This window comes from Microcoleus sp. ARI1-B5 (assembly GCF_036705795.1).
GTDB lineage: Bacteria > Cyanobacteriota > Cyanobacteriia > Cyanobacteriales > Microcoleaceae > Microcoleus.
Genome location: NZ_JAUBVK010000031.1, coordinates 1 through 26,125, shown reverse-complemented (window position 1 = coordinate 26,125; position 26,125 = coordinate 1). Strand labels below are relative to the sequence as shown.

The following is a 26,125-nucleotide window of genomic DNA, read 5'->3' as shown; positions in this document are numbered from 1 at the left end:
TGTATTTTTTTTATCGCTGGCGATTTTCCACTAATCCTTGTTTTATTCTGTTGGCGGATGCCAGCGGGCACTAACCCACTGACGCCTCACGGTGACAGCAATATTATTGTTTAGTTGTAGTGCTGTGACTGTCGCGCGACCGCAGTCTGTAAGTCCTCTAATTTCTGTACCTTCTTCACTCCAAGCAAAATGCTCCGACCATTGCTGAGTGCGCGGGTTAAACAATGTAACGCGCGTTTGCGTGACTGGATCTAATGCGTCTGTTTGAGTTCCTTTGTAATTATTGCACAGACTGCAGGCCAGCCAGAGGTTTTCTTCATCGTCAGTTCCACCAACTGCTTTGGGAATAATATGGTCAATTTCTAATATTCCCAGGACATACATTTGTAAACTACGGCAATAACCGCATCGGTTTTGAGCTTGCGCGCGAATTATGGCTTTAAGTTGTTCGGAAACAGCCATTCTAGTTATCCTTGTAATGGTGCGAGCAAGCCGCGCCGCACCGATTCATTTAAGGCTTGAGCTTGCCGCAGTAGTCTCTGTTCATAAATATGAATTAATGCCTGCAATTCTTCGCGTTCAATTTGGGTAATTGTACCGCATTGTTGGCGATCGAGCAATTCACTCAACCGTTGTTCTTGCACTGCTTCCAGCCTCAGTTGAGTTAAGGCGATTACTTCCGAATCGGATAATTCTGATACTGGTTTAGCGGTTGGTAAGAGAAAATTTTCCAGGGTTTCTACTAAAATTTCACTGACGCTGCGGTGGCGTTGCTGCGCTAGTAATTCTGCTTGGCGATAGACTTCATCGGATAAATTTAGGGTGATTTGGGCAGTCATAGGTGGGAGGCTATGAAAGGAATATCTCTACTATGCCATATTCACTTGGTTTTTGCGACATTTTGGCTAAAAAGCGCGTGAAGCGCAGCTATCCCGTAGGGAATCGCCCTAACTAATTGATTAATTAACCTTTTACTGCTACAGCTAACTGCAACTTGACGCGCTATGTGTTGGGATGTTTTGCAGTTAATACCTCACTGTCCCAGGTCAACTGTCCCAGGTCAACTGTTTATTTGATGTTGTTTTTTACATATTCTGCGATCGCCCGCTGCACACTAAACAACGTGCACTCGCCCTCTTGCACTTTTTCTATCAACAACCTCCGTCTCAAAGATTCAACGGCTTTCAGGAATTCTGACGGCGATAGTTCGAGATTCCTGGGCTTGTTTGAGATTTCCACTGCTGCGCTTTCATTTGCCAACCAAAACATCACTTGTTTTTCTGCTTCCGACAATCGCTGAAAATGTTGGTGCAATAAATATTCTAAATCTCCTAAAACCAGGCTCTGATATGATAAGAATGCCGAAACTTTGCCGCTAAATAAGTCTTGAATTATTGTGGCTACTATATTTAACCACAATGGATTGCCTTTGTAAAGCTCAATCAATTCTGACCAGTTTTCTGATTCTAGTAAACCTTTTTCTATAAATATTTCTCGCGCTGATTCGCCTAAACCGTTGAGTTGCAATGTTTGACAATTCTTGTCACCGCCTTCTAATGCTGCAATTTCTCTGGGTTTTTCCCAACTGAGCAAAATTAGGCAACTGTTGTGGCATGATTCTGCTATTTGTTTGAAGAATGCGCCGTAATTTTCATAGCTTGGTTTGTAGTTTCCTGCTAGTTGTCCGCTGCTGAAAATTGTTTGGACATCATCGAGTACGATCAGACAGCGCTGCGATCGCAAATATTCGATAACCCCCCCCAACCCCCCCTTGCTAAGGGGGGGAGAAAGAGGTTGAATCTCTTCGCCACGCCTGGGATAAGGAAGCTGAATCTCTTCGCCCCCCCTTGATAAGGGGGGGTTGGGGGGGTCAGAAAACTGCTGGTTAGATAAAAATTTGATTAAGTCGGTTTGGAGTGCACTCAGCGGTGGAGAGTGGCGGAGGCTGCGCCAGATGATGCAGTCGAATTGGTGCTGAATTTGTTGGATGAGTTGGAGTGCGATCGCACTTTTGCCGCTTCCAGTCAATCCCAAGATGGTGATGAGATGGGTGCGATCGTCCAAAATCCATTGTTTGAGGGTGGAAAGTTCGGGGGTGCGATCGTAAAACGTGAGGATTTGGGGTGCGTCGCTTAAGTCGATGCGGGGCTGTTTTGTTGTTGGTGGCGGGTTGTGGGGAGTTGCGGGCGATCGGGCTTTTTTAGAACAAATATTAACGTTTTTATTAACTGTTATATTCTCACTGGTTACATCTCTAACAATAGCAAATTGATAATTATAAAATTTACCTGTTTCTAATATTGGTTTCAAACTAGCTTTAGTAATATTTTCTCCCAATCCTTCAGAAAGTATTTTCCAGAGGTCCGATCCGACATTTCTAACATGACTTGAACTTGAGTAAACTTCCTTAGCAATTTGCGTGTAGGTACGTTTTTTGAAAGTTCCCCGCAGGATAGCTTCTTGCACATAATCTAGGTGCTTTCCGGTTTGGAGAAAAACTAGGTCATCTGCGAGTTTTAAAGCTGCGGCAATATCCATACATCGAGGAGGCGCTGGAGTTTACAGGATTTATTATACATGACAATTCGTACAAATGAGACAATTTGGATTTTGTCATCTATCTAAAGTCAGGACTTTTCCTACACAGCTCATCCTTTATAGTAGTTTATTAAAGTTTTGGCAGGATATTTTTATGAAGCGCGATCGGTGGCTCAGCGGTTTGTTCGCGGCTGGGGTGTTGTCTTTTACTCTAGCGACAGTTGGCGCACAGGTAGCCCTGGCCCAGCGCCCTATTCCTTTGGAAGACCTGCAATGTGTTAAGCGATCGGGTGACTGGGGTTCTGATAAACGAGATATTTCTGTAGGCAGACAAATTTACACTACTGTTTTATATATTAGCCCTGATACCGCTTTCACTTGTAGGCTTCCTGGCGGCCCTGCTTCTCTCCGATTGGAGTTTGCGATTCCTGACACCTCCCAAGCCCCACCAGCACGAATAGATGTTTATGTAGACGGAAATCAAGTAGCTTCTCGCACTGGCGATCGAGGTAAAGTCAATACAATGCTAGTAAATATTAGTAATGGCAAAAGTCTAGCAGTAGAAGTATTTTGTGCTAGAGCCACAAATTGCGGTAGGGCGTACTGGTTTATGAAAGCTCAAATTGAGCCGGGGGCAAGCTCTCCAGGGAGTCGATAAATTATGAGTCTTAGCCGCCGTCAATTTAATCGCATCATCATCTGGGGTGGCGCTTCTTTTGCTGCTTCCGCAACATCCGGCATCTTTTTTCCCAAACCTGCGGAGGCTTATTCCCTAGAATTTCCGATTAGTGCTTTATCAGCCGATCGCGTTTTCAGCGGTATTCAAAAAAATTGTGGAGCACAGGCTATGCCCGGCGTTCTCTCACCCATATTGCAAGGAAATACTAATGTTCGCTCCGACATAAAAGCAGATGCCATTAAGAGAATTCGTACTGCTGACCAAGAATTTCTCAACCGTAATTTTACCAGAAATAGAACAGAATTAGCCCAGATAGGCAAGAGTTCTGATGATAATACTAAATCTGTAAGTCGGCTGTGGGGCAGGCAAAGACAGGATAACATCGGCCCGAATGTGGGTTTTGGCTTCGTCCAGAAAGTTGACGATCAATACAGCGATGCCAAAATTTCCGGACCGACAATGTGCGCTATTCATAACGCTCAAAAAGTCTTAGCCGACCAAAGATTAACACCTCCAGAAATCGCGGCTTCGGTATTGCCATCTCGCTCAACTTTAGATGATTTTAGTTCTTGGGGAGGGGATGCGGATGCGTCTGCTGGGAGGAATCCCGGTGCTGTTTTTGCTCAATACGATACAGCCGCAGGTACGGTGACTTCTCGCTACGATTTAGTTGAACCCGGGCCGAAAGGTTTTGGGCGAGTTGAGTATATTATTGAAGCGGAAAATCAGCCTCGGCGGGTGATTTTGGTGACGGTGAGGTTTTAGGGGAATAGGTAATATCAATTCTCGCGTTTGTTGTCGGGTCCGACGGGGGTTTAAACCCCCGTCTCATAGCGAAAGTCCTTTGAAAAGGACTGAAAGGGCGAGCGACGGATGACGGATATTCGGTAGGGACACAGCACTGCTGTGTCCTGTTTTTGGATCTGTGTCATACTGCATATATCGCACTAATAAACTTCACGGCGATGAGCAATAATAGTCACAACCACCTGTTTTTGTTCGTCATCAATATAATAGACTACCCGATAATCTCCAACCCGATATCGATAATATCCAGCCAAGTCACCTTTGAGCATTTTAATATTTGGATGATTGCGAGGGTTGATTTTCAGCATCTCAAAACACCTATCCAGCTTGCGTTGCAGTGACGCTGATGCTTCTTCAAAAAACTCCCCAGCATCCCGACTGACAACAACCGAATATAAATCAATATTTGGCTCAGTATTTTCGTTTGAGTTGCTCAACGGCAGTCACCTTCCCTGCTGCTACATCTTTTTTAGCTTTATTAAAATCCTCTCTAAAACCCGGAATCTGCAATAATTCCTCAGTTGCTAGATTGCTTTCACGTTCTGCTAAATAAGCTAAGAAATCGGCAGCAACGAGCAGTCTTTCTGGAGACAATTCATCTATGTATTCCTTTACCTGCTGGCGAAGTTCTTGGGTGTTCATAGTTCATAATTGTTGAAAATTATTAGATATGCACCATCCTAGCAGATCGATCGAGCTATTGGGTAGGAACACAAGGTCGCGATCGTTGGTGTCAACTTAACATCACACCCGCAGTCCAGCGGGGGTTTAAACCCCCGCCTCATAGCGAAAGTCCTCTAAAAGAGGACTGAGGACTAATGAATTATTCAGTCCTCTTTTAAAAGATGACTGAGGATTAATGAATTATTTAGTCCTCTTTTAGAGGACTTCTGCTATTAGCCAGGGGTTTAAACCCCTGGCGGTCTTTCGGGTTAAGCGATATTATCTTACAGTATTCTCATCTTTTGAATCCTTTATTTTACTACTTTTGCAGTTGACCGATCAAATCTAATGCTTTCTGAGCATCTGCATTCATTCCTTGAGCCCTGAATAAATTAGCCGCTTGCTGCAAATCCGCGATCGCCCCTTGTGTATCCCTCATTCTCGCTAAAGTAATCCCTCGATTCGCATAAGCTTTAGCATAACTGGGATTCAGTTGAATTGCTTGCGTGTAATCGGCCAATGCGGCTCGATCGTTCCCAATCCGAAATAGCGCTAATCCTCGGTTAAAATAAGTGTTGGCGCGACCGGGATTGATTTGCAGCGCTTGGTTGAAATCGTCGATCGCCCCTTTTTGCTCGCCTAAATCAGAAAGCACCAATCCTCGATTGTTGTAAGCTGCCGCAAAATTGCGATCGAGCCTAATTACTTGAGTATAATCTGCGATCGCCCCCGGTTTATCTCCTATTCCCGACAGAACCAACCCCCGATTGTAATATGCGTCAACATAACTTAAATTTAACTCAATTGCTTTGCTGTAATCGGCTATACTTTTGGGCAAATCTCTCAAATCGAAATAAGCAAGACCCCGATAAAAATAAGCCTCTGCATAATCCGATTGAGTTTTAATTGCTTGGTTAAAATCCGCGATCGCCCCAGCAGCATCTCCCTTATCAAACCGAGTTAAACCCCGAACGTAATAAGTTTGAGCATCATTAGGATTGTTGAGCTTTAACGGCGCATTAGTTGGGGGAGAGGTATTTATTAAAAGGACCGATCGATTTAATCCCGCCTCCGATAGTTTAGCAAGAAAAGTATTAATAGGAATTCCTAAATTAATCCCCGTTTTATTGGGAGACACGGCAGACGATTCATCATTATTTGTGACAAAATCTAGATCGGCCTCCCCATGAATCCCAACTACGCGCCCTTCCCCATCAAATACAGGCCCTCCACTCATTCCTTTTTGAGTTGTAGCATTATAACGCAAGGTATAACCGCGCTTGTGAGTCTGAGGCCGACTGGTAACAAAACCTGGTGTAAATTCAGGATTCACCAGATTTCTCGATCTATTATTTGGATAGCCGATCGCAAAAATTTGCGTACCTGTCGCAGCTTGTGCGGAATCGCCTAAAGTTGCAACTGGATAAGATTCCGTGCTGTTAAATGTCACGACTGCTAAATCCAGTTCGTTATCGGTTTTTTGTAATGCTATAACACGGGTTACTTGATATTCTTTTCCCGTTGTATAACTGCGAATCTTATAGGTAGCTTGATTATTTGGCACAACGTGCTGAGCTGTCAGTACAGTGTAACTCGTACCTTGTTTGGCAATAATAAATCCAGTCCCGCCACCGCGATCGCGTTCTGGTCCATTAATTTGAACTGTGACAGATTCAGCTAATTTTGCAATTTCTTGCGGAGTTTTGGCGAAAACTGGTGCTGCTGCAAAAATGACTATTCCTGCTACCGTTACTGTCCCTGCTAGGATGTTGGTGAGGGAATCAAAACGAGAATAACCTCTACTCATAGGCGATCGCTGAAGAGTGATTTTTTTATCTTCCGAATAGTATAGGCGAAATAAAATGACCTCAAACCAAATATGCTATGGTTGCCAGATATTCTGACATTTCGTACATTTCGTACACCCTAATTGCTTGCCACTATTGAGAAAACTGTGAGATAATTTATACTAATTTTAGAAAGTTATTAAAGTTAGGTGCAGTCGATCGAACATCTTGCAGCAATGTCAATTGGGGGTTTTTCGTGGGGTGGGGGCGGGTTTATTTAACCTGTTTGCTACGTTTAAGATGGTTGGTGAACCCGCCCCTACAGCATTGTTGAAAATTGTGCCTGATGTCAAATCGATCGAACTTTATCTCGATCTTGAATGTTTTAAGGAATGCAAGAATTGCCATGAAGTCCAAAATCTTGACCGGGATGCTGACAGGGTTAGTTGTATCGGCGATCGCAAATACGATGTTTGCTCAATCCAGCCGTGCAGGAAACAGTGCATTTTTCTGCGGTATACTGAACCAACAGCCCGTTACTTTAATGCGTACTATCCGGGGCAATGTCCCGATGATTAACTGGGTTTCTAACAGCTATTTTCCGCCGCCCTGGACTGCACGAAGACGCTGCCAAGAAGTCGCTAGAAGATTTCAGCGAAACTACGATAACGGCTATCTAAAATATATCAATCCCGGAAGGCTGAATGGAGAACCAGTGGTATGTGCAGGTATTAGAACAAGCGAACCTTGCACAAATAGAAATTTGTTATTTACTCTCAAGCGGGGAGCTAATCCTGACCAGACTTTGCTAACATTAATGGATCGCGGCGGCTTGAGATCGGGATATGTTTTATCTGAAGATGGCTCTGCTTCTGTTGATGTGGAGATATATTTAGATGAAGCAAGGGTTGAGGAAAATGTTTCTCCGATCGAGAATGAAACAGACATCGCACCTTAATTATCTTAAGGTAACACCCTCAGGGAAAGCAGGGGTTTAAACCCCTGCCTCAAAGCTGAAGTCCTCTAAAAGAGGACTAATACTAAATCCGGGTTTTGAGCCCCCTTTATAAATCAGTCGGCGTAGACCGACTTCGTTTGTATAGCAGCGATTTCAACCGCCTCCTTCATAAATGCGGTAGCTAACTCGGATCTTGAACTTCCACGGACTTAATCATTTTTTCAACAACTGGCAAAAACTCATCATACTCCTTAGCTTCAGCCTCGTAAGCAATTAAATAAGCGCGATCGCGTTTCAGAGTCCAAACCTGCAATTTCTTTAATTCTCGATCGCCTTCTTTTGTTGTATAAACAACCCTATGCCCGTTTTTTCCCGCCATAGTTGATGCAACATCTTGAACTATTTTGGCATTTTTATCTAACTTCAATATTTCTTGTTTGGATGACTTAGTATAGTCATCAAGGGTCCGATCGCCACTAGGTTCAACCGTAACAGTCACATTTTCTTGAAAGGAATTGCCCTCTTTCCCTAAAGGTGCAATAAATTTAACAACCTCTTTAGAAACTGCTTGAGGCTGTGCTTGTTTCTCCCAATTATCGGGATATTTCATCTTGAGGAAATTTTCTGGGTTTTCATAACTCGTAAAATTATCAGCATTGTCAAATACTGATAGAAGTAGGGGTGCTACACCAAATATGACAGCCACAACCAGACTAGCCAAACCAATTTTCTGTTCTCGCGTCCAGGTACTCATTAATCCAAATAAGTTAGGAGAAGATGAAACTACAGTTGAAGCAGGTGGAGTTTTCAAATTACGGATAACTTGTAAAACCTCTGTCGCTGACTGGTAGCGATCGCGAAAATGATAGCGCACCATTTTATTTAAAATATTAGCAAAATCGTTGCTAACTTGTGCCCGAGCGCGCCAAATAATTTCACCATCAGCATTTTTGGGTAACCGATCGGGAGATATACCAGTCAGACATTCAATACCGATCGTTCCCACAGCATATAGATCGCTACAAAAGTTAGGATGTCCGTTCTTTTGTTCCGGCGGCATATAGCCGTCTGTGCCAATTGAAACAGTTGGCGGTGTTTGCCCGATAGAGTTAGCTACTTGAGTGCTAATCTGTTTGACAGCCCCAAAGTCAATTAAAACTATTTTTCCGTCAGAAGTGCGCCTCATTAAATTAGAAGGTTTAATATCCCGATGGATGACTTTGTGCTGCTGAACAAATACTAATATTTCGATGATCTCCTGCAAAATGGCAATAACTTCAAACTCGCGCCACCTTTGACCGGGGATAAGTTCTTTACTTAAATCTTTCCCTTCAATCAACTCTTGAACTAAATAAAATTCTTGATTTTCTTCAAAGCTATCCAAGAGTTCGGGAATTCGAGAATGAGTCCCTAGCTTGTGGAGGGTTTCTGTTTCTGTTTGAAATAAACGTCTCGCTACCTGTAAAGTTTGCGGATCGTTATGCTGCGGTTTGAGTTGCTTGACGACACACCGAAGATTGCCCGATCGCTTTCGATCTCGGGCCACGTAAGTTTGACCAAAGCCACCTCCTCCCAAGTGTTCTATGATATAGTAACGTCCTGCAAGTGTTTGTCCGAGCATGAGATTGATGTTGGGTAGCTGTAGTTGGCAAACTGAACTATCGATCGGGACTTATGCACTACGAAGCTAGAAACCGAATTTCTTCACAGGCAAGTCTTCGAGCGAAATAAGCTTTTGCATAGTATAGGTGAAAAATAAATATCCGCAGCCTAGAAATGCAGGAGTTTTTCAGATGATTGCCATTTCTCTGACATTTCGTACAATTCGTACATTTACTGCGTAACAGGCTTTCGGGCCTGTTCCACAATAATGATTATTTGTTGTGGGGTGGGCATCTTGACCGCCCCTAATAACAGGCAAGATGCCTGTTCCACCACCACCATTATTATTTGTTGTGGGGTGGGCATCTTGCCCGCCCGAAAAATTAAATCTAAATCCAAAACCACATCCTGCAAAAATATTAGCAACCTCGAACAGCATTCCGAAACACCTTCAAAGCTTCTTTCTCCTCCGACATTTGCAAGCACTGACCCAGCAATTCTATATCCAAATCAGGTAACAGTGCACTTCTCGAAACCAGATCGTAACCCTCCGAGTTCAGTTGGTAAAGTGAAAATACTCCGTCTTCCCAAAACCAAACTTCCGGGATGTTAAATCGCCGATAATATTCCAGCTTGTTGATAGTCCCGCTGGTAAAAACAACTTCGATCGCCAAATCGGGTGTTGCTTTCTGCCGCCGATTTTCCCCAAAGTAATAAGATAAATCAGGTTCCTTGCTGGCGCCTTTTTCTTCCCCTCGGAGTGTCGCGCTACCGGTCGGTCTAAAATCGATATCTCTTTCCAGAAAAAAGGTGATTAACATTCCTGCCAGCAGGCATTTAATGGTTTCATGGTCTGGCGAAAGTGTCATAATTTCTACATATCCATCAAGGTAAGACAATCGAACGCTGCGAGTATTTTCTAGCAGTGCATCGAGGATTTTAAACTGCTGCCAGGTCATAACAAGCGGCAAAGTCAACCGCTGTTCTGGCAGTGCAGTCAATAGGGGTTGAATGGTAGCAGTCATTTATATTTTCCCCGAGTTTGAATTTCAACTTCTAGATTAGCATAAAAACTATCTAAATGAATATTTAAATAATATCGCTCTAAGCCGAAATACCGCCCGGGGTTTAAACCCCGGGCTAATAGCAAAAGTCCTCTTGCATAGGACTAAATAATTCACTAACTCCCTAAATAATTAATTTTTAAGTTAAAATTTAATTATTAACTTAAAAATTCATCAGTCCTCTTTGAGAGGACTTTAGCTATGAGGCAGGGGTTTAAACCCCTGCCGGACTGTCGGGCAGCAGGCAAGGATTTGTTAACACCAGCGCTCGCCACCTTTTCTCTACCCGAAACTAGCCCGATCGCCCGTCAAATACCCTAAGCCAAAAACTGGAATTGAGTACCGTTTACTCCCAAAGCAAACGGACTAGCTTGTTCAAAAGCACCGATAAGTTCAAAGTTATTCGTGTTTAAAACAACCCCCAAAATCTGTCCATTTATTGCGTTTTCAATCACCAGATCGTTGATAATTCCGTCGTTGTCGTAAGCAATCAGATTGTCGTCAGTGAAGATGAGGTCGAGTTCTGTTAAACCATCTGTCAAACCGATGCGATCGCCCTCGTCAAAGTTAAAATCTGTAATCACATCGGCTCCATTGACTCCAAATTCTTCGTTGCTTCTGAGTACGAATATGTCAGCACCGAGGCCTCCCGCGAGCAGGTCAACTCCCCGATCGCCCGCTAAGAAATCGTTGCCGTCATTGCCGACTAAATCGTCGTCTCCTTGCCCTCCCCGCAGGATATCGTTCCCGAAGCCTCCAAAGATAATGTCGTTTCCCGCGTCGCCCCTAACTACGTCGTTGCCTTCATTTCCATCCAGGCCATCGTTACCTTTCCCGCCGTAAATGATGTCATTTCCGTCGCCACCGCCGATAATATCATCCCCATTATTTCCTAACAGCCGCTCGTTGGAATCCGACGAACCTGCGATCGTATCGTTGCCGTCGAGTCCCCAAACTCCCCAGGGAAAAGACGACAAATTTCCATTTTCTACGTCAATCTCATCTGGTGTAGCGAATCCCAAAAAACGCGGCCCGCCGCCAGCAAATACAGGAAATCCCGTCAGATCGCCGATGAGATTGTTAATCGTTAAAGCCATAAGTATGTCCTTTCAAAAATGCTGCTAGCTGTATTATATATTAAATTATACCATTTGCAAAGAGCCAGATAGTTTGAAATTCACGCAATTTTTATATGCTAAATTAGTGATGCAAAATTCAATTATTAATTACTAATTACAATTCCAAATTACCCGGGCTGTGCCTCATTCAACCCAAAGCTGCTATATATCTCGCCTCTGAGTCAAATAGCATTAGTCGCTGACACTATCCGCCACGGCTCACCGCTTATAATGGGTGTTACCCGCTCCCGCCGCAAACACGTTAATATCACCTATAACGTCGAGACCCAGAGGTTGTTTGTCAAGAAAAGTAAAAGTCTCTGGGTCGATCGCCCGAGAAAACACCCAGTTTCCGATACCCACACACAAACTTTACAAACAGGATCTGAGTTCTTGACACTCGCCATAAATCGCCGATCGCTCACATTCTTTAACAAAATCCACTGCTTTCAGGTGTTTTACTCATGTCTACTCCTAAATCGTCTTCCCATCAAAACAACAGCAACTCCGTAAAATCACTGCCAACCGCAGGTATCGTCCCAACAGAGCAAGATAGTGACAATCTGCTGAGCGAACCAAGCATGGAACAGCTACTGGAAGCTTTGACGGCTCAAGTACCCAGTCAATCTGCTGAAATTGAACGCTTGAAAACGTGGAAACAAGATTTAGAGCGACTGTTTCAATTTCTCGGCGATCGCCGCGTTTTAATCGCAGTCCTGGAACCGGGAACTTTTGCCCTGCGTTACGCTAACGCGGCATTTTGTCGCTTGGCCGGTTGGGAGGGAACGCCCTTGGTAACTCAATCTAATAACGGTTGGTTTGCAGAAACCGGCATCAGTCTGCTGGAACTGTTCGAGGATTGCGATGCCAAAACAGCAGAGCAATTGTACCGCCGTCACCTTTTGCACTGGGTATTTAAGCAATTTTATCAAATTGACCTCGACAGTTTGCGGGTGCTAGATGAACCTGTCACCGCGAGTGTAAAAAATTCCGAACACCGCGAACCCAAATTTATTGAATTTTGGCTGGGTTCGGAACAGTTGAAAATAACTCGACTTAACTCAAAAATTGATGAATTTGCGGATCTTCCCTTGAATTTAATGCCGGTGGCTGAACGGGAAGCTTGGCTGATGCAGCCGAATCAACTAGCAAATTTAGCCGATCGACTAAAGTTAGATAATTACCGCGTCGAAGGTTTGCTGCTGCTAGAAGGTTTCGATGTCACCGTGCAAGAGCAAATTCGGCGCCTGACTCAGTTATTGATCGATCGAGATTCCATGCTGCGGCCAGACAAATTTGAAAGAATCGATCGGTGTTTGCGATCGCTCTTTAATGCTGACGGCACTTTGCTAATGCGCCCCGACGGCGAACAGGTACAGCTATTAGTTGCTAAAGACGGCCAACATTTGCAGCCGGTTGTTTATTCAATGGACTCCCTAGAAGCTTCTCACTTTTTCAAGGCCACCGCAGCAAATCAAGTTTGGAACGTCCCAGACTTGCGCCGCGAGTGCCGCACCGAGTGCGATCGAACTTTGCGCAAAATGGGCACTCAATCGATGCTGCTAGTACCGCTGGTGGTCAAATCAGTCACCCGCGAGGGCAGCGGGCAGCGGATTTTGGGCGTGGTGGGCCTGTTGTGCGATCGGGCCAACCACTTCAACAACATTGACGCCCAACACGCCCAAGAACTCATTCCCGCCTTCATTGCAGCCCTGCGGCAAGCCATCCAGCAGCGGTTTACCCACATTAACAACATCCACCCCGCAGTCGAGTGGCGGTTCGCCCAAGAAGCAGAAAGGCGCAGTTGGGGACTTCCCCCAGAGACGATCGTATTTGCTGATGTTCATCCCCTGTACGGAATTTCCGACATTCGCGGTTCCAGCGACGAAAGAAACCGAGCCATTCAAACAGATTTGCTCGAACAATTCCGCTTGGGTTTAGCCATAGCCGATGCCGTTTGCGAAACACAAACTACCCACCTCGGCGAGCAACTGCGGCTCGACTTGCTCGACTACATCGAGCATTTAAAACAAAAAGTAACAGTCGATATGGAGGTGCGAGCAGCCGAGTATTTAAACGAGCGTTTAGAAGTGTATTTTGACTATTTTGTGCATTGCGGGCCCAGGGTTCAGGCAGCAGTTGAAGCTTACCGAGCCGCCTGTGAAAACGAACACAACTGCGTTTATCGCGATCGTACCCGCTACGATCGAATGCTAAACCTAATCGGCACAAAACTCCAAGAAACCTGGGCCCGCTGGCAAGAAAAAATGCAGCAAATTCTCCCCCACTACTGCGACATCGAATGCACCGACGGCATGGATCACATGATTTATGTAGGAAAGTCGATCGACCCCAAATTCAGCCAGTTTCACCTGCACAGTTTGCGTTACGAACAACTGCGGGCAATTTGCGACTGCGGCCGCACGGTTTTTCGCCTGCGGGCCGAGTCGCAAATCAACATGGAACTGGCGCATTTAGTGTTAGTGCAGAATACCACGATCGACATTTTTCACAACGAAAACACCGAAAAAATGTTCGATGTCAAAGGCACTCGCGACATCCGCTACGAACTCGTCAAAAAGCGGATCGAAAAAGCCGTTGACAAAGACGCACAAGAGCGCATTACCCAGTCAGGAATGTTAACGTTAGTTTATTCAACCGAAGACGAATGGGAAGAGTACCAACAATACTTGCGCTACTTATCTCGCGAAGGTTGGGTAGAGGCAAAAGTGCAGACCGGCATGGTAGAATCGCTGCAAGGAGTCAGCGGTTTAAAATTCGCCCGCGTCCGTATTTTGCCGGAGACGAAATCTCTTGCGGAATATCGCGAAGTTACAGTTGTCACCGATTGAAAACCATCCTCTAAATTCCTTGTTTAAGGCGAAGTGCATCTGCTCCCGTCCCCCCCTTTTTAAGGGGGCTTAGGGGGGAGCGAAAGCATTCTAGACTCACACACAAGACGGATCTTACACTTAAGATGTTTGTTGACACCAACCAGCACTGTCGCGTTTTCACTGAGTGTATGTTGCCTGTGATTGGTGACACCAAAATACAGGATCTAAATCACACCTAATCAAGATAAAGTAGTGTAAATTTACTGACAATTAGATATTAAATATTTTAAGTAAACTTATGTTAACATTATCAAAATACCAAATCGATTCCACTCTGCACGAAGGCATCGAAACAATAATCTATCGCGCACAAACAGCGACAGACGGACACGCAACAATCCTGAAAGTCCTCAAAGCCGAATATCCCACACTCGAAGCCATTACCAGGCTCAAACACGAATATCAAATCCGCCAAAATTTAGACAGCGAACAAATCGTCAAAGCCATCAGTCTCGAAACCTTTGACCACCGATTAGGACTGGTTTTAGAAGACTTTGGCGGCGAATCCCTCGCCCAACTTATAGAAAAAGAGACACTGAGTCCGCAAGCAAATTTAAACATCGCCATTCAAATAGTCAAAGCCCTACAATACCTGCATTTTCAGCACATCATCCACAAAGATATCAAACCCAGCAACATCATAATCAACTCCCAAACAAAACAAGTAAAACTCACCGACTTCGGCATTGCCACAAAACTCAACAAAGAAAACCCGCAATTCAACAATCCCAACTGCGTTGAAGGCACATTAGCCTATATGTCACCCGAACAAACCGGGAGAATGAACCGCACCCTCGACTACCGCACCGACTTTTATTCCCTCGGCATCACCTTGTATGAAATGCTGACCGGAAAATTGCCTTTCCCCAGCAACGACCCCTTAGAAATAGTTTACAGCCACATCGCACTTCAAGCAATAGAACCGCATCAAATCAATCCCGAAATCCCCGCCACCATCTCCGAGATTGTGATGAAATTGATGGCAAAAAACGCCGAAGACAGATATCAAAGTGCGGCAGGATTGTTAGCAGACTTAGAAACTTGTTTGCATCAGCTAGAAACCACAGGCGAAATAGCAGATTTCCTCCCCGGCAGCTTAGATATTCTCAGCCAACTGTTAATTCCCCAAAAATTGTATGGTAGAGAAAAACAAGTCAACGAACTATTAGCAGCATTTGAACGTGTAGGGGCGGGTTTAGCCAAAAATTTGTTAGAAAAACCAACAACCTCAGAACAAAACCCGCCCCCATCAGGAACCAGCGAACTAATGCTAGTCTCTGGTTACTCAGGCATCGGCAAATCAGCGGTAGTCAACGAAGTTAGCAAACCCATTACCAGGTCAAAAGGTTACTTCATCAGCGGCAAATTCGACCAATTCAAACGCAACATTCCCTATGCCTCATTAATCCAAGCATTTAACTCCTTGCTGCGGCAATTGCTAACAGAAAGTGCAGCTTCTTTAGAAATATGGCGCGCGAAAATATTAACAGCATTGGGCACAGACGCCCAAGTAATTGCCGAAGTAATTCCAGAACTTGAATTAATTATTGGCAAACAGCCAGGAGTGCCGGAAGTCGGCCCGACAGAAGCACAAAATCGCTTCAATCGGCTTTTTAAAGAATTTCTGCGCGTTTTCGCGCAAAAAGAACACCCGCTAGTCATATTTTTAGACGATTTGCAGTGGGCTGATTCAGCAACATTAAAATTAATGCAACTGCTGATTACTGACCCAGAACAGCAATATCTGTTACTCATTGGTGCTTATCGAGACAATGAAGTTAGCCCGACTCACCCGTTAATTCAGACTGTAGAAGAAATTGAAAAAACTGGTACGATTGTCAATAACATCGTGCTACAACCGCTGGATTTAGCAGATGTGACTGAGTTAGTCGCTGAAACACTTAACGATCGCACAGAAAAAGTCACAAATTTAGCAGAGTTGATTTCCAATAAAACGGGTGGAAATCCTTTTTTCTTGACGCAGTTACTCCAAGCACTTTATCAAGATCATCTTTTAAGTTTTGATTTTAATTCCAGTATAAATGAGGTAATTCAAGGCGGCTGGCATTGGAGTATCGATGAAATTCAAGCCATTGGAATAACTGATAAAAGTGTAGTAGAACTCGTAGCTTCTCGCATTGAAAAGCTCCCCGCTGCCACACAAGAAGTATTAAAATTAGCAGCTTGTGTGGGTGATACATTTGCTCTAGATGTGCTGTCTATTGTCAGCCAACAGTCGGCTAATGCTACAGCTACCGAACTTTATTCAGCTTTGCAATCCGGGTTAATTCTGCCCTTGAGCGATGCTTATCGCATCCCTTTGGTATTTACGCAAGCAGAAGCAGTTAATCTGACTTTTGACACGTCGCGGGTGGGATATCGATTTTTGCACGATCGCGTCCAGCAAGCCGCCTATTCGCTAATTCCCGAAGAGCAGAAGCAAGCTACCCATTTAAAAATCGGTCAATTACTATTACAGAATACTCCACGCGACAAGCTGGAAGAAAACATCTTTGATATTGTCAATCAGTTGAATGTCGGAATTGACACGATTAGCCAACAGTCAGAAAAAACCCAGTTGGCACAGTTAAATTTAACTGCTGGACGCAAGGCAAAAGCTGCTGCTGCTTATGAATCTGCTGTTAAGTATTTGCGAGTTGGTATGGGATTATTACCAGAGGATAGCTGGCAGAGTCAGTATGAATTAACGCTCTCTATCTACGAGTCAACAGCCGAAGCTGAATACTTAAATATCAAATTTGAAGAATCAAAAAAACTCATTGATATCATCCTGGCAAAAGCTAAAAATCTACTGGAAAAAGTAAATACTTACGAACTCTACATCCAGTCTTACACTGCTCAAAATAGGCTTGCAGAAGCACTAAATACAGGCCTGGAAGTGCTAAAAATTTTAGGCATTTCTTTTCCTCAAAACCCAAACACGCTAAACATTATGGCGGGACTGATTTACACAAAATTTAGTTTGGGAACTAAACGAGTTGAGGATTTAGCTAACTTGCCAGAAATGACCGATCCTAATAAACAAGCAATTATGCGGATTTTATCAGGGACTCTCAGCAGCGCTATTCAAACAAAGCCGCAACTGCTACCGCTGCTGACATTTATCATGATCCAGCACTGCGTTAAATATGGCAACTCACTTTATGCTAGTATCGCCTACGTTTATTATGGCGCGATTTTGTGCAGGCTAGGGGATATCAATTCGGGATACCAATTCGGCGAACTGGCAATTATGCTGTTAGATAAATCTCAATCCCGTTCGATCAAAAGTAAAGTTTATATAAATTTTTGTGCTTTAATCCAACATTGGAAATCCCACCTTAACTCAGTATTAGGCTATTTTATGGAAACTTTTAAAGCCGGGATGGAAACTGGAGACTTAGAATATGCAGGTTATGCTATATCCGATTATTGTAATTACCAACTATGGATGGGAGAGCCTCTATATCTGGTTGAACAGGAGACTGGTAAGTATGTGAAATTAATGCAGAAACTTCAATTACAAATGGCTGTACCGTATATAAGTATATTCAGGCAGACGGGCCTCAACTTGTGCGGAAAAGCTGTCGAACCATGCCATTTAGTCGGCGAGAGCTTTAATGAAGTTGAAACGCTCCCTGCTTTAATAGAAGCTAAAAGCTTTCTTTTAGTTTGTATGACTTATAACGCCAAAGCTCAGCTTAATTTTTTATTTAAAAACTACGTGGAAGCCTTGGATAATTCAAGGTTATTTGAAAAATATGAAGAAGCCGCCGCCGGATTTTATGTAGTTTCCATCAGCAACTTCTACTACTCTCTCAGTCTCCTCGCTTTGTTTCCCCAAACTGGCAAAGGTGAGCAAAAGCAATATCTTAAAAAAGTTATCCAGTTACAAAAAAAGATGAAAAAATGGGCCGAACACGCTCCTATGAACCACCAACATAAATATGATTTGGTAGAAGCCGAGAAAGCGCGAGTGTTAGGGCAGAATGAGCGAGCAATGGATTATTACGATCGCGCGATTGCCGGATCTCAAAAAAACAAATACACCCAAGACGAAGCATTAGCGTATGAATTAGCCGGAGAATTCTATGAATTTTTGGGCAAAAAAATAATCTCTCAAGCATACCTTACCAAAGCATATTATGCCTACATCCGCTGGGGATCTCTCGCCAAAGTTAAAGACTTAGAATTGAGATATACTTTCTTAGTCGCACAAACGCGCACAGCAGAAACCCGAAACCTCGATGTCACCAGCACTACCACGGGAAGCACTACCAGTAACGGTTTAGGTGATTTCTTAGATTTGAGGGCTTTTGTCAAAGCTTCCCAAGCGATTACCAGTGAAATTGTTCTAGAAAAGTTATTGACTAACTTAATTAATATTTTGTTGGAAAATGCGGCCGCTCAAAAAGTAGTGCTGCTGCTGCTGAAAAACGATGTGCTCTGCATTGAAGCTACTGGCACTTCTCTGAAGGCTCAAGTGACACTTTTACCGTCTATTCCAGTAGAAATTTTTCAAGATTTACCCGTGTCCTTAATTAATTACGTACACCGCAGTCAAAAGCATCTGGTTTTAGAGAATGCGACTGTCGCCGCACCTTTTAATGCGGATGTTTACATTCAGAAATATCAACCAAAATCAATCTTTTGTTTGCCGATTATTTATCAATCTCAGCGGCGCGGCATTATTTATCTGGAAAATGCTTTGACGGTAGGAGCTTTTACAGCCGAGAGGGTAGAAGTATTCAAAGTGTTAGTTTCTCAAGTTGCTATTGCCGTGGAAAATGCTGGTTTGTACGCGCGCGAACAAGAAAAATCTCAACAGTTAGAAAAATCTTTCAATGAACTGCAAGAGGCGCAACTGCAACTGATTCAAAGCGAAAAAATGTCTGCTTTGGGCAACTTGATTGCAGGGGTGGCTCACGAAATTAACAATCCGCTGGGTTTTATTGCGGGGAATGTGGATGCTGCTGCTGAGGCTAGCTTAGATTTGATTGATTACTTGCAACTTTACCAGGAAAAATTCCCGAATCCGGGAGATGAATTGGAGGATAAAGCATCGGACATTGATTTAGAATATTTGATGGAAGATTTGCCAAAAATGCTTTTATCTATGAAATCTGGTACAGATCGCATCCGCAATATTAGCACGTCTCTCCGCACTTTTTCCCGGGCTGATACTGCGAATAAGGTGTCGGCAAATATTCATGATGGCATCGACAGCACTTTGCTGATTTTGCAGTATCGCCTGAAGGCTAAAGATACTCGCCCCGCGATTAAAATTATTAAGGAATACGGATATATTCCGCCTGTTAAATGTTATTTTGGGCAACTGAATCAGGTGTTTATGAATTTGCTCAGCAATGCGATCGACTGTTTTGAGGAATCCAATGTGGGCCGCACTTATGCTGAAATTGAGGCTTTACCGAATACGATCGCCATTATCACCCATGTCTCGCAGGATAACAACAGCGTGGTGATTCGCATCAAAGATAACGGCCAAGGGATTTCGCCCCAGGTGCAGGCGAAAATATTTGACCATTTGTTTACTACCAAAGGAGTAGGAAAAGGTACGGGTTTGGGGCTGTCTATCAGCAGGCAAATTGTGGAAGAAACCCACGGCGGTAAGCTGATTTGCGAGTCTGTGTTGGGTGAAGGTACGGAATTTGCGATCGCACTTCCTCTGAATTAAGATTATGGAACTATGGCGTGTTTTGAAACCCGGAGATCCCCCCTAACCCCCCTTAATAAGGGGAGTAGGGGGTGGGACAAGAGCATTCAAAGTCCTCTTTTTAAGAGCATTCTCAAAGTCGACCCCTACTCCCCTTTTTAAGGGGGATTTAGGGGGATCTCCGGGGCAATCAAACACGCCCTCGGCGGTTGAAACCGCGTCTACACGAACGAAGTCTGCCTCCGCAGACTAAGAGTGGTTAACACATATATGAAAATTTGTCAATGCCTAATTATTTCAGAAAAAGTCCGCAGTTCACAGTCTGCATTCGGTAGTATCCGGTTACATTATTAGCTAAATGTAATAAGTGTATTTGATAGGAGTATTTCGAGTGAACGCTGCCGAACAAGCCAGAAATATAGAATTAGCTAGCAAAATTGCTGCGGTTGTTAATTTATTCAAGTCGGAATTCCCGGATGCAAAAGTCGATTTGAAACCTTGGATGAATGACGAGGATACTAGGGAACTTGTCGATCCAGAGTCGATCGACATTGGCTTCCATTTTCCCGGTAGAAGTCGCTTGCTGCAAAGCCGCAGCATCTTGATTCAAATCCGATTTTACCAAGATCCGGTCGAAGAATCTCGGCGGGCGATCGGGGTTGAGGCCGCAGGTTACGATCATACTGGTCAGCAGTGGCGCTTTTCTACTGTGGACAATTGGGGTTTTGTTGGTGCAACTGAGCCCGCTGCGGAGTCGGCCCAAAAGCTCAAACACTTTTGCCGCGAGATATTTGGTTTGTTTAATGGCTGAGAATAAGTTGTAAGTTCGGTGTAAGTCGGCGGTTGAAACCGCACGCCAAACAAACGATGTCCGCTTTCGGGCCGACTAAGAAATCAAGAATATTTAGGCGGGATTTGATTTTAGCTTTGAGTGTCGCAATTGTCGATCGACCTACAGCCCACTGCATAAACTGATTTGTAAGTTGTCGATCGCTTGCCAAACAAAGTATAGCGGTTGTCGCGCACTTGTTCGTACACGCGATCGCCCATCCACTTCATCCCCGGCATTGCCCGGTAAGCCGCCACAAACACCTCGCCAGCCGGCAATATCCGCCCGATTTCCTCCGCCGCATCGCTACCTTGCCACCGTTTTTCTGGATTGTCCGCATCTATCAAAATCATCCCCATTTCGCAATCGCCAGCAGTTATTCCAAACCCCTTTAATCCTTCTAAATCTTGCATGGAAATATACTCAAAATTCTGGCCTTGGTCTAGATTTTCAAGTAACTGCACCAAGGTAACGCAGAGATTGCAATTGCCGTCGTAAATTACGTTGTAATTCATTGTTAAATTAAGCTCAAATGTACTACCAATATTTTCTGTTAGTCCGAGAGTCCGACAGGGGTTAAAAACCCCTGTCTCATAGCGTAAGTCCTCTCAAAGAGGACTAAAAAGCAGCAAAGCGATTCCTGATTCCTAAACGTATTTAACCCGGATTTAGCATTAGTCGGTTTTAACCGACTTTCGCTTTGAGGCAGGGGTTTAAACCCCTGTCCGACTGCGGGATAATGCGTGGATAGTTGACACGGCGAAAGACTCCCTTGAGTGTACCTACCCGCAGCTAAGTATAACTTCTAGCGACAGGAATCTCGATCGCAAATTCCGTACCTTGACCCGGTGCGGAATTGCACTTCAGCCGCCCGCCGTGTTTTTCCACCACAATTTGATAGCTGATCGACAGCCCCAAACCAGTACCTTTCCCCGGTTCTTTCGTAGTAAAAAACGGATCGAACAACCTTTCGTGAACATCTGTCGGAATCCCCGGGCCGTTGTCAGCAATCCGAATCACAATATGAGAAGGATGCCGAATAGAATCATCAGAAACAGCAGAATCTGCCTGCATCAAAACATCCTGTTCATATTTTACCTCAGTACAAATCCGCAGCGTCGGCGAAGGACAAGAAGGAATAGGCGCCAGTTCCCCATCGCCCCACTGTCCGGTTTCCATTGCCTCTTCCAAAGCATCAATTGCATTGCCAATAATATTCATAAATACCTGATTCAACTGTCCGGCATAACACTGCACCCGGGGCAAATTGCCGAACTCTTTGAGCAGCACAATTTTCGGATGTCCTGCCGTTTCTTTGAACCTGTGCTGCAAAATCAACAAAGTGCTTTCAATCCCTTCGTGAATGTCAACCTGCTTTTGTTCCGCTTCGTCTAATCGCGAAAAATTCTTCAGCGATAGCACAATTTGGCGAATTCGCTCGGCTCCCATTTTCATTGATGTTAACAGTTTCGGCAAATCTTTTAGCAGAAATGTTAAATCTACCTCTTCTATCTCTTCTCGAATTGCCTCTGTTGGTTCCGGGTATTCCCGCTGGTAAAGTTGCAGCATTTTTAGCAAGTCTTGAAAGTAATCGTCAGCGTGCATGACGTTGCCGTAAATGAAGCTAACTGGATTGTTGATTTCGTGAGCGACGCCAGCGACTAATTGCCCCAAACTTACCATTTTTTCATTTTGAACCATCATGCTTTGAGTTTTATGCACGTCCCGCAGGGCTTTCGCCAATTCTTGATTTTTAGTCCTCAATTGACTTTCGGAAAGCCGCACCGCTTCTTCTGCTTGTTTCCGAGCGGTAATATCTTTGCGAATTGCTACATATTGATGGGGTTCTCCCCGAGAATTTAAGAAAGGTACAATCGTAGTATCCAACCAGAATAATGTGCCGTCTTTAGCTTGATTTTTCATTTCTCCCCGCCAAACATTTCCTTGGCGGATGGTTGACCAAAGCTGCTTGAAAAAATCGGCTGGGTGATAGCCGGAATTCACAAGTCTGTGAGTTTTGCCGAGCAGTTCTTCCCGAGAATATTTAAAGAGTTCGCAAAATTGGTCGTTGACATAGGTAATGGCGCCAAATTCGTCGGTATTCGAGACAATCGCCGATTGATCTAATGCAAATTTTTCAAATTCCAACTCTTTGAGAGTTTGGCGCAATTCTGCTTCGGCAAGTTTTCGATCGCTAATATCGGTAATCATCCGCAAAACCCCCGAAAATTCGCCCTCAGCGTCGAACATCGGCGTCGCTGAGACGATCGCCCACAAGTGAGAGCCATCTTTGCGAGTAAACTGAAAATCGTGGCGTTCGCGAATGCCTTGCCGCCTGCGCTGCACATAACTTTCGGCTATTTCCCGAGAGTCGTCGTCGATAAACTCAAATAGCGATCGCCCCAGCATTTCCTCCACAGTATACCCCAGCATTTGGGCCATCCGAGAGTTAGCAAAAGTCGTGATGCTGTCGGCGTCAAACATCCAAACGCCCTCCGAAGCCGTCTCAACAATGCAGCGGTAATAACTCTCGCTCTCCCTGATAGATTCAGTAGCTTGTTTGCGATCGGTAATATCAGTTTGCACCGCAATAAAACCTTCTAGTTCCCCAGTTTCTCGATAAATCGGGGCGATCGAAAGTGCCACCCAATAACCCTGTCCATCCTTCCTGTAATTGTAAATTTCCTGATTGAACGGCTCGCCGGCATCCAAAGCCGATCGCAGTTTAGCAATAGTTAGCGGGTCTGTTAGAGGGCCTTGCAGCACATCACCCGGTTTTTTTCCCAGCATTTCTGCCAGCACGTAACCGCTAATCCTAGTAAATCCTTCATTCACCCATTCTATGCAGCCTTCAGCATCAGTAATAATCACACCATTTTGCGTTTTTTGAGCCACGATGGCCAAGCGCGACAATTCTGTTTCTGTTTTTTTGCTTTCGGTAATATCTTGAGCAATACCCACAATGTACTTAGGCGCGCCAGAAGCGTCAAACAAAGGAACTTTTTTTGTGTGCAAAATCCGTTTTCCCCGGTGAGGAAGTTGGATGATTTGTTCTGGAAAATCCACCTCTTTTCTCGTTGCAAATACTTCTAAATCTTGTGCTTGCAAGTAATTACCCTGCTCTGCTTCCAACAAGTCAGCAGCATTATTTAATATCACTTCCTCGCTCGAATAGCCAAACAATTCTTCACTAGCAGTATTCCAATAAATAAATCTTTGTTCCACAGCATCTTTAATAAACACGCTAACCGGCAGATTTTGCAGTACCGCATTCAGAAAATCTTGAGTGTTTCGCAGCTTTTCCTCAGCTCGCTTCCGCTCAGTAATATCCAAAATCACTCCGTCGAGATACACAACCTGACACAGAGAATTTGCGATCGGCGAAACCACAGCAGACAACAATTCCTCAATTTCCCCTTGTCCCTCTTGTTTTCCTCTAGCCTCGTCTGCTTCGCAACAAACAGCTTGGCCTTTTTCGTAAACCCAGGTAATTTCGCCGTCTGCCCGCACAATGCGGTATTCAAGGATGTACGGAGTTCTGGTTGCTACACTTTTTAGGACAGCAGCATCCACATTTTTACGGTCTTGAGGATGGATGATGCTGGCAAAAGAACGGACGCGATCGTTGATAAAATCAGATGATGGATAGCCAAATATTTCTTGAACAGCCTCGCTCAAAAATACCATTGTCCGTGTTAATCCGCCCTCAGTGCCCGTACAGTCGCAGGTACAGCGGTATACAGCACCGGGAATATTAGCAACTAAATTTTTATATCGTTCTTCGCTGCTTAATAAAGATGAGCCATCTTCGTTATGGCGATCGCCATTCTTAAATTTAGAAGCATTGGAGGAAATTTGCATGATTTTTTCACTTGTGAGTGCGGGGGCAAGTGTTAGAGTAGATGGCTGTATAAAAAGTGAATTTAATTTGCGAAATAATTCGTTATCAACTAATATAGTACAAAATTACTTCTGCGAACATTCAGAAAATTTGATGGCGGCTAATAGGCAAAGCTAATGAAGGCTAGAGATGTAGAAGGCCCAAGGAAGTTCGGCAACGGATGCAAACGGATGCAAACGGATGTAACGGATGGATGTTCAGCTTCCGTAGCAGTGTACGGGATTTCACGGATGTAACGGATGGATGTGGAGGAAATAAGTCAAGCATGAAGATTTTTCCTACTCGGACACTCGGACACTCTCCCCCACTCCCCCTCGGACACTCCCCCACTCCCCCACTCTCGTTACAATAAGATAAGTTGCGTGCGATTCGTTTAGCCGAAATGAGTAAAAATACTCAGGGATGGCTAGTATGGCTTCCAAAGTCATAACAACTGGATATACATCTGGGTGTGGGTCATCTCAAGTCCCAGTCCGCAAGTGCAGCGGTAAAAGCATATCCCCTACCGGGCTAACTAGCAACTAACAAGGTAAAGCGGGGATAAAAGGCAGACTACTGGTAGCCGAAACTGGTAACTGTCGAGCAAGAGTTCATGTGTAGCAAAAGCAAAGATGTGTCTGAACCATCGTTATCTTAGATGGTCTAACGGCTCAATCAAGGATAAACCCGTTGAAAAAGACGGTAAAGACTGATTAAGACCAAGCCAAAAGGCAAGGATAGGGCATAGGCGATTGCCACTTCGACCTATAAGCACCGCCCATAAACCCGGTGGAGAGCATCACACTAAAAACTCAAAACAATGTGTATTTGGAACGAAGTAATTCTCGTATATTTCTGAAATCAACAATGACTTCCAGTAAGTAGCTAACGAACAATATACGAGAGAGGGATTGTATCAAAAGCCAACGCTCTGTTGTAATAACAGAGATATGCAGACAGATACACGGTAACTTCAAGGATAGGAACACCAGTAGCAATGAACAAGTCTAAAACGCAGGGCAACCTGACGGTGGAATGGAATCAAATCAATTGGCGAAAAGCTGAAAGATTGACATTCAAGTTGCAAAAACGTATCTATCGAGCAAGTGAGCGTGGCGATGTTAAAGCAGTTCGGAAGCTTCAAAAGACCTTGATTAATTCATGGTCTAATAAGGTATTAGCGGTACGACGGGTCACGCAAGATAATACTGGCAAACGTACAGCAGGTGTGGACGGTATTAAACTACTATCTCCGAAGCAACGAAATGAGCTAGTAAGTCAACTCAAAGCAACTGGAAAATCACAACCGACTCGTCGGGTAATGATACCAAAACCAGGAACAAATGAGTCTAGACCATTGGGCATACCTACTATGTACGACCGCGCCTTACAAGCCGTTGTGAAAACAGCACTTGAGCCAGAATGGGAAGCAAAATTCGAGCCAAACTCATATGGTTTTAGACCAGGTAGGTCGTGTCACGATGCGATTGGAGCTATCTTTGACAGTATCAGATACAAAGCCAAATATGTGCTAGACGCTGATATTGCCAAATGCGTGCGCCGTGGCAGTCAACACGGTATCCCCAATCTAATTGGGAGAGACTAAGAAGAATGTCTCTAAGTCAACCAACT

18 protein-coding genes and 1 pseudogene are annotated in these 26,125 nt (G+C 44.2%); 7 read left to right on the top strand and 12 right to left on the bottom strand.

Annotation, left to right across the window (positions count from 1 at the left end):
- Positions 1 to 42: 42 nt before the first annotated feature.
- The 3 genes from QUB63_RS29035 to QUB63_RS29025 all read right to left on the bottom strand — a co-directional run bounded on the left by QUB63_RS29035 (position 43) and on the right by QUB63_RS29025 (position 2,538).
- Complete coding sequence (locus QUB63_RS29035; protein ID WP_332948843.1) at positions 43 to 462, bottom strand: HNH endonuclease; 420 nt, start codon at positions 460 to 462, stop codon at positions 43 to 45.
- Positions 463 to 467: 5 nt separating this feature from the next.
- Positions 468 to 839, bottom strand: coding sequence for a hypothetical protein (locus QUB63_RS29030; protein WP_332948842.1), 372 nt, complete (start codon positions 837 to 839; stop codon positions 468 to 470).
- Positions 840 to 1,068: 229 nt separating this feature from the next.
- Positions 1,069 to 2,538, bottom strand: a complete 1,470-nt coding sequence (locus QUB63_RS29025) for an NB-ARC domain-containing protein (protein ID WP_332948841.1) — start codon at positions 2,536 to 2,538, stop codon at positions 1,069 to 1,071.
- 154 nt (positions 2,539 to 2,692) lie between these two features.
- Between QUB63_RS29025 and QUB63_RS29020 the strand changes: the two genes are divergently transcribed.
- On the top strand, positions 2,693 to 3,196 hold the full coding sequence (locus tag QUB63_RS29020) for a hypothetical protein (protein ID WP_332948840.1): 504 nt from the start codon (positions 2,693 to 2,695) through the stop codon (positions 3,194 to 3,196).
- A 3-nt stretch (positions 3,197 to 3,199) separates the two neighbouring features.
- Positions 3,200 to 3,982 (top strand): Tat pathway signal protein, encoded by a 783-nt coding sequence (locus QUB63_RS29015; protein ID WP_332948839.1) that lies wholly within the window; start codon positions 3,200 to 3,202, stop codon positions 3,980 to 3,982.
- A gap of 182 nt (positions 3,983 to 4,164) precedes the next feature.
- Here the strand turns inward: QUB63_RS29015 and QUB63_RS29010 are convergent, their stop codons facing one another.
- The 3 genes from QUB63_RS29010 to QUB63_RS29000 form a co-directional block, all read right to left on the bottom strand.
- Positions 4,165 to 4,461 (bottom strand): type II toxin-antitoxin system RelE family toxin, encoded by a 297-nt coding sequence (locus tag QUB63_RS29010; RefSeq protein ID WP_332948838.1) that lies wholly within the window; start codon positions 4,459 to 4,461, stop codon positions 4,165 to 4,167.
- The gene (locus QUB63_RS29005) at positions 4,436 to 4,666 is read right to left on the bottom strand and encodes a hypothetical protein (RefSeq protein WP_332948837.1); all 231 of its coding nucleotides are present in this window, start codon (positions 4,664 to 4,666) and stop codon (positions 4,436 to 4,438) included. Before QUB63_RS29005 ends, QUB63_RS29010 begins: the two co-directional genes overlap by 26 nt.
- A 340-nt stretch (positions 4,667 to 5,006) precedes the next feature.
- Positions 5,007 to 6,494 carry a tetratricopeptide repeat-containing S1 family peptidase gene (locus QUB63_RS29000; protein WP_332948836.1) on the bottom strand — a complete coding sequence of 496 codons (1,488 nt, stop codon included), beginning with the start codon at positions 6,492 to 6,494 and terminating at the stop codon, positions 5,007 to 5,009.
- A 386-nt stretch (positions 6,495 to 6,880) separates the two neighbouring features.
- Between QUB63_RS29000 and QUB63_RS28995 the strand changes: the two genes are divergently transcribed.
- A complete protein-coding gene (locus QUB63_RS28995) occupies positions 6,881 to 7,432 on the top strand; it encodes a COP23 domain-containing protein (protein ID WP_332948835.1) in 552 nt (183 codons plus the stop codon).
- Positions 7,433 to 7,613: 181 nt separating this feature from the next.
- Here the strand turns inward: QUB63_RS28995 and QUB63_RS28990 are convergent, their stop codons facing one another.
- The 4 genes from QUB63_RS28990 to QUB63_RS28975 form a co-directional block, all read right to left on the bottom strand.
- Entirely contained in the window at positions 7,614 to 9,053 is a 1,440-nt protein-coding gene (locus QUB63_RS28990) for a protein kinase domain-containing protein (RefSeq protein WP_332948834.1), read from the bottom strand.
- 168 nt (positions 9,054 to 9,221) lie between these two features.
- Positions 9,222 to 9,473 (bottom strand): hypothetical protein, encoded by a 252-nt coding sequence (locus tag QUB63_RS28985; protein ID WP_332948833.1) that lies wholly within the window; start codon positions 9,471 to 9,473, stop codon positions 9,222 to 9,224.
- Positions 9,454 to 10,059 carry a Uma2 family endonuclease gene (locus tag QUB63_RS28980; protein ID WP_332948832.1) on the bottom strand — a complete coding sequence of 202 codons (606 nt, stop codon included), beginning with the start codon at positions 10,057 to 10,059 and terminating at the stop codon, positions 9,454 to 9,456. The genes QUB63_RS28985 and QUB63_RS28980 overlap by 20 nt, the downstream gene beginning before the upstream one ends.
- Before the next feature lie 356 nt (positions 10,060 to 10,415).
- Positions 10,416 to 11,195: a calcium-binding protein gene (locus tag QUB63_RS28975; RefSeq protein WP_332948831.1), complete on the bottom strand. Its 780-nt coding sequence runs from the start codon at positions 11,193 to 11,195 to the stop codon at positions 10,416 to 10,418.
- 485 nt (positions 11,196 to 11,680) lie between these two features.
- Between QUB63_RS28975 and QUB63_RS28970 the strand changes: the two genes are divergently transcribed.
- From QUB63_RS28970 to QUB63_RS28960, 3 genes are all read left to right on the top strand, one after another.
- Positions 11,681 to 14,068: a GAF domain-containing protein gene (locus QUB63_RS28970; protein ID WP_332948830.1), complete on the top strand. Its 2,388-nt coding sequence runs from the start codon at positions 11,681 to 11,683 to the stop codon at positions 14,066 to 14,068.
- Positions 14,069 to 14,348: 280 nt separating this feature from the next.
- The gene (locus QUB63_RS28965; protein WP_332948829.1) at positions 14,349 to 19,805 is read left to right on the top strand and encodes a trifunctional serine/threonine-protein kinase/ATP-binding protein/sensor histidine kinase; all 5,457 of its coding nucleotides are present in this window, start codon (positions 14,349 to 14,351) and stop codon (positions 19,803 to 19,805) included.
- A gap of 370 nt (positions 19,806 to 20,175) precedes the next feature.
- A complete protein-coding gene (locus tag QUB63_RS28960; RefSeq protein ID WP_332948828.1) occupies positions 20,176 to 20,595 on the top strand; it encodes a hypothetical protein in 420 nt (139 codons plus the stop codon).
- Positions 20,596 to 20,705: 110 nt separating this feature from the next.
- Here the strand turns inward: QUB63_RS28960 and QUB63_RS28955 are convergent, their stop codons facing one another.
- Both QUB63_RS28955 and QUB63_RS28950 read right to left on the bottom strand, forming a co-directional pair.
- Positions 20,706 to 21,128: a thiol-disulfide oxidoreductase DCC family protein gene (locus QUB63_RS28955; protein WP_332948827.1), complete on the bottom strand. Its 423-nt coding sequence runs from the start codon at positions 21,126 to 21,128 to the stop codon at positions 20,706 to 20,708.
- Between the two features lie 277 nt (positions 21,129 to 21,405).
- A complete protein-coding gene (locus tag QUB63_RS28950) occupies positions 21,406 to 24,474 on the bottom strand; it encodes a PAS domain S-box protein (protein WP_332948826.1) in 3,069 nt (1,022 codons plus the stop codon).
- A gap of 1,016 nt (positions 24,475 to 25,490) precedes the next feature.
- Here QUB63_RS28950 and QUB63_RS28945 point away from each other — a divergent pair.
- Positions 25,491 to 26,057 (top strand): annotated as a pseudogene (locus QUB63_RS28945) (reverse transcriptase N-terminal domain-containing protein); the annotation flags it as partial.
- Between the last annotated feature and the right edge of the window lie 68 nt (positions 26,058 to 26,125).

Bases quoted from the DNA above. Each gene is read 5' to 3' on its own strand.
- QUB63_RS29035 (WP_332948843.1), bottom strand. From the start codon at position 462: ATGGCTGTTTCCGAACAACTTAAAGCCATAATTCGCGCGCAAGCTCAA.
- QUB63_RS29030 (WP_332948842.1), bottom strand. From the start codon at position 839: ATGACTGCCCAAATCACCCTAAATTTATCCGATGAAGTCTATCGCCAA.
- QUB63_RS29025 (WP_332948841.1), bottom strand. From the start codon at position 2,538: ATGGATATTGCCGCAGCTTTAAAACTCGCAGATGACCTAGTTTTTCTC.
- QUB63_RS29020 (WP_332948840.1), top strand. From the start codon at position 2,693: ATGAAGCGCGATCGGTGGCTCAGCGGTTTGTTCGCGGCTGGGGTGTTG.
- QUB63_RS29015 (WP_332948839.1), top strand. From the start codon at position 3,200: ATGAGTCTTAGCCGCCGTCAATTTAATCGCATCATCATCTGGGGTGGC.
- QUB63_RS29005 (WP_332948837.1), bottom strand. From the start codon at position 4,666: ATGAACACCCAAGAACTTCGCCAGCAGGTAAAGGAATACATAGATGAA.
- QUB63_RS29000 (WP_332948836.1), bottom strand. From the start codon at position 6,494: ATGAGTAGAGGTTATTCTCGTTTTGATTCCCTCACCAACATCCTAGCA.
- QUB63_RS28995 (WP_332948835.1), top strand. From the start codon at position 6,881: ATGAAGTCCAAAATCTTGACCGGGATGCTGACAGGGTTAGTTGTATCG.
- QUB63_RS28990 (WP_332948834.1), bottom strand. From the start codon at position 9,053: ATGCTCGGACAAACACTTGCAGGACGTTACTATATCATAGAACACTTG.
- QUB63_RS28985 (WP_332948833.1), bottom strand. From the start codon at position 9,473: ATGCTGTTCGAGGTTGCTAATATTTTTGCAGGATGTGGTTTTGGATTT.
- QUB63_RS28980 (WP_332948832.1), bottom strand. From the start codon at position 10,059: ATGACTGCTACCATTCAACCCCTATTGACTGCACTGCCAGAACAGCGG.
- QUB63_RS28975 (WP_332948831.1), bottom strand. From the start codon at position 11,195: ATGGCTTTAACGATTAACAATCTCATCGGCGATCTGACGGGATTTCCT.
- QUB63_RS28970 (WP_332948830.1), top strand. From the start codon at position 11,681: ATGTCTACTCCTAAATCGTCTTCCCATCAAAACAACAGCAACTCCGTA.
- QUB63_RS28965 (WP_332948829.1), top strand. From the start codon at position 14,349: ATGTTAACATTATCAAAATACCAAATCGATTCCACTCTGCACGAAGGC.
- QUB63_RS28955 (WP_332948827.1), bottom strand. From the start codon at position 21,128: ATGAATTACAACGTAATTTACGACGGCAATTGCAATCTCTGCGTTACC.
- QUB63_RS28950 (WP_332948826.1), bottom strand. From the start codon at position 24,474: ATGCAAATTTCCTCCAATGCTTCTAAATTTAAGAATGGCGATCGCCAT.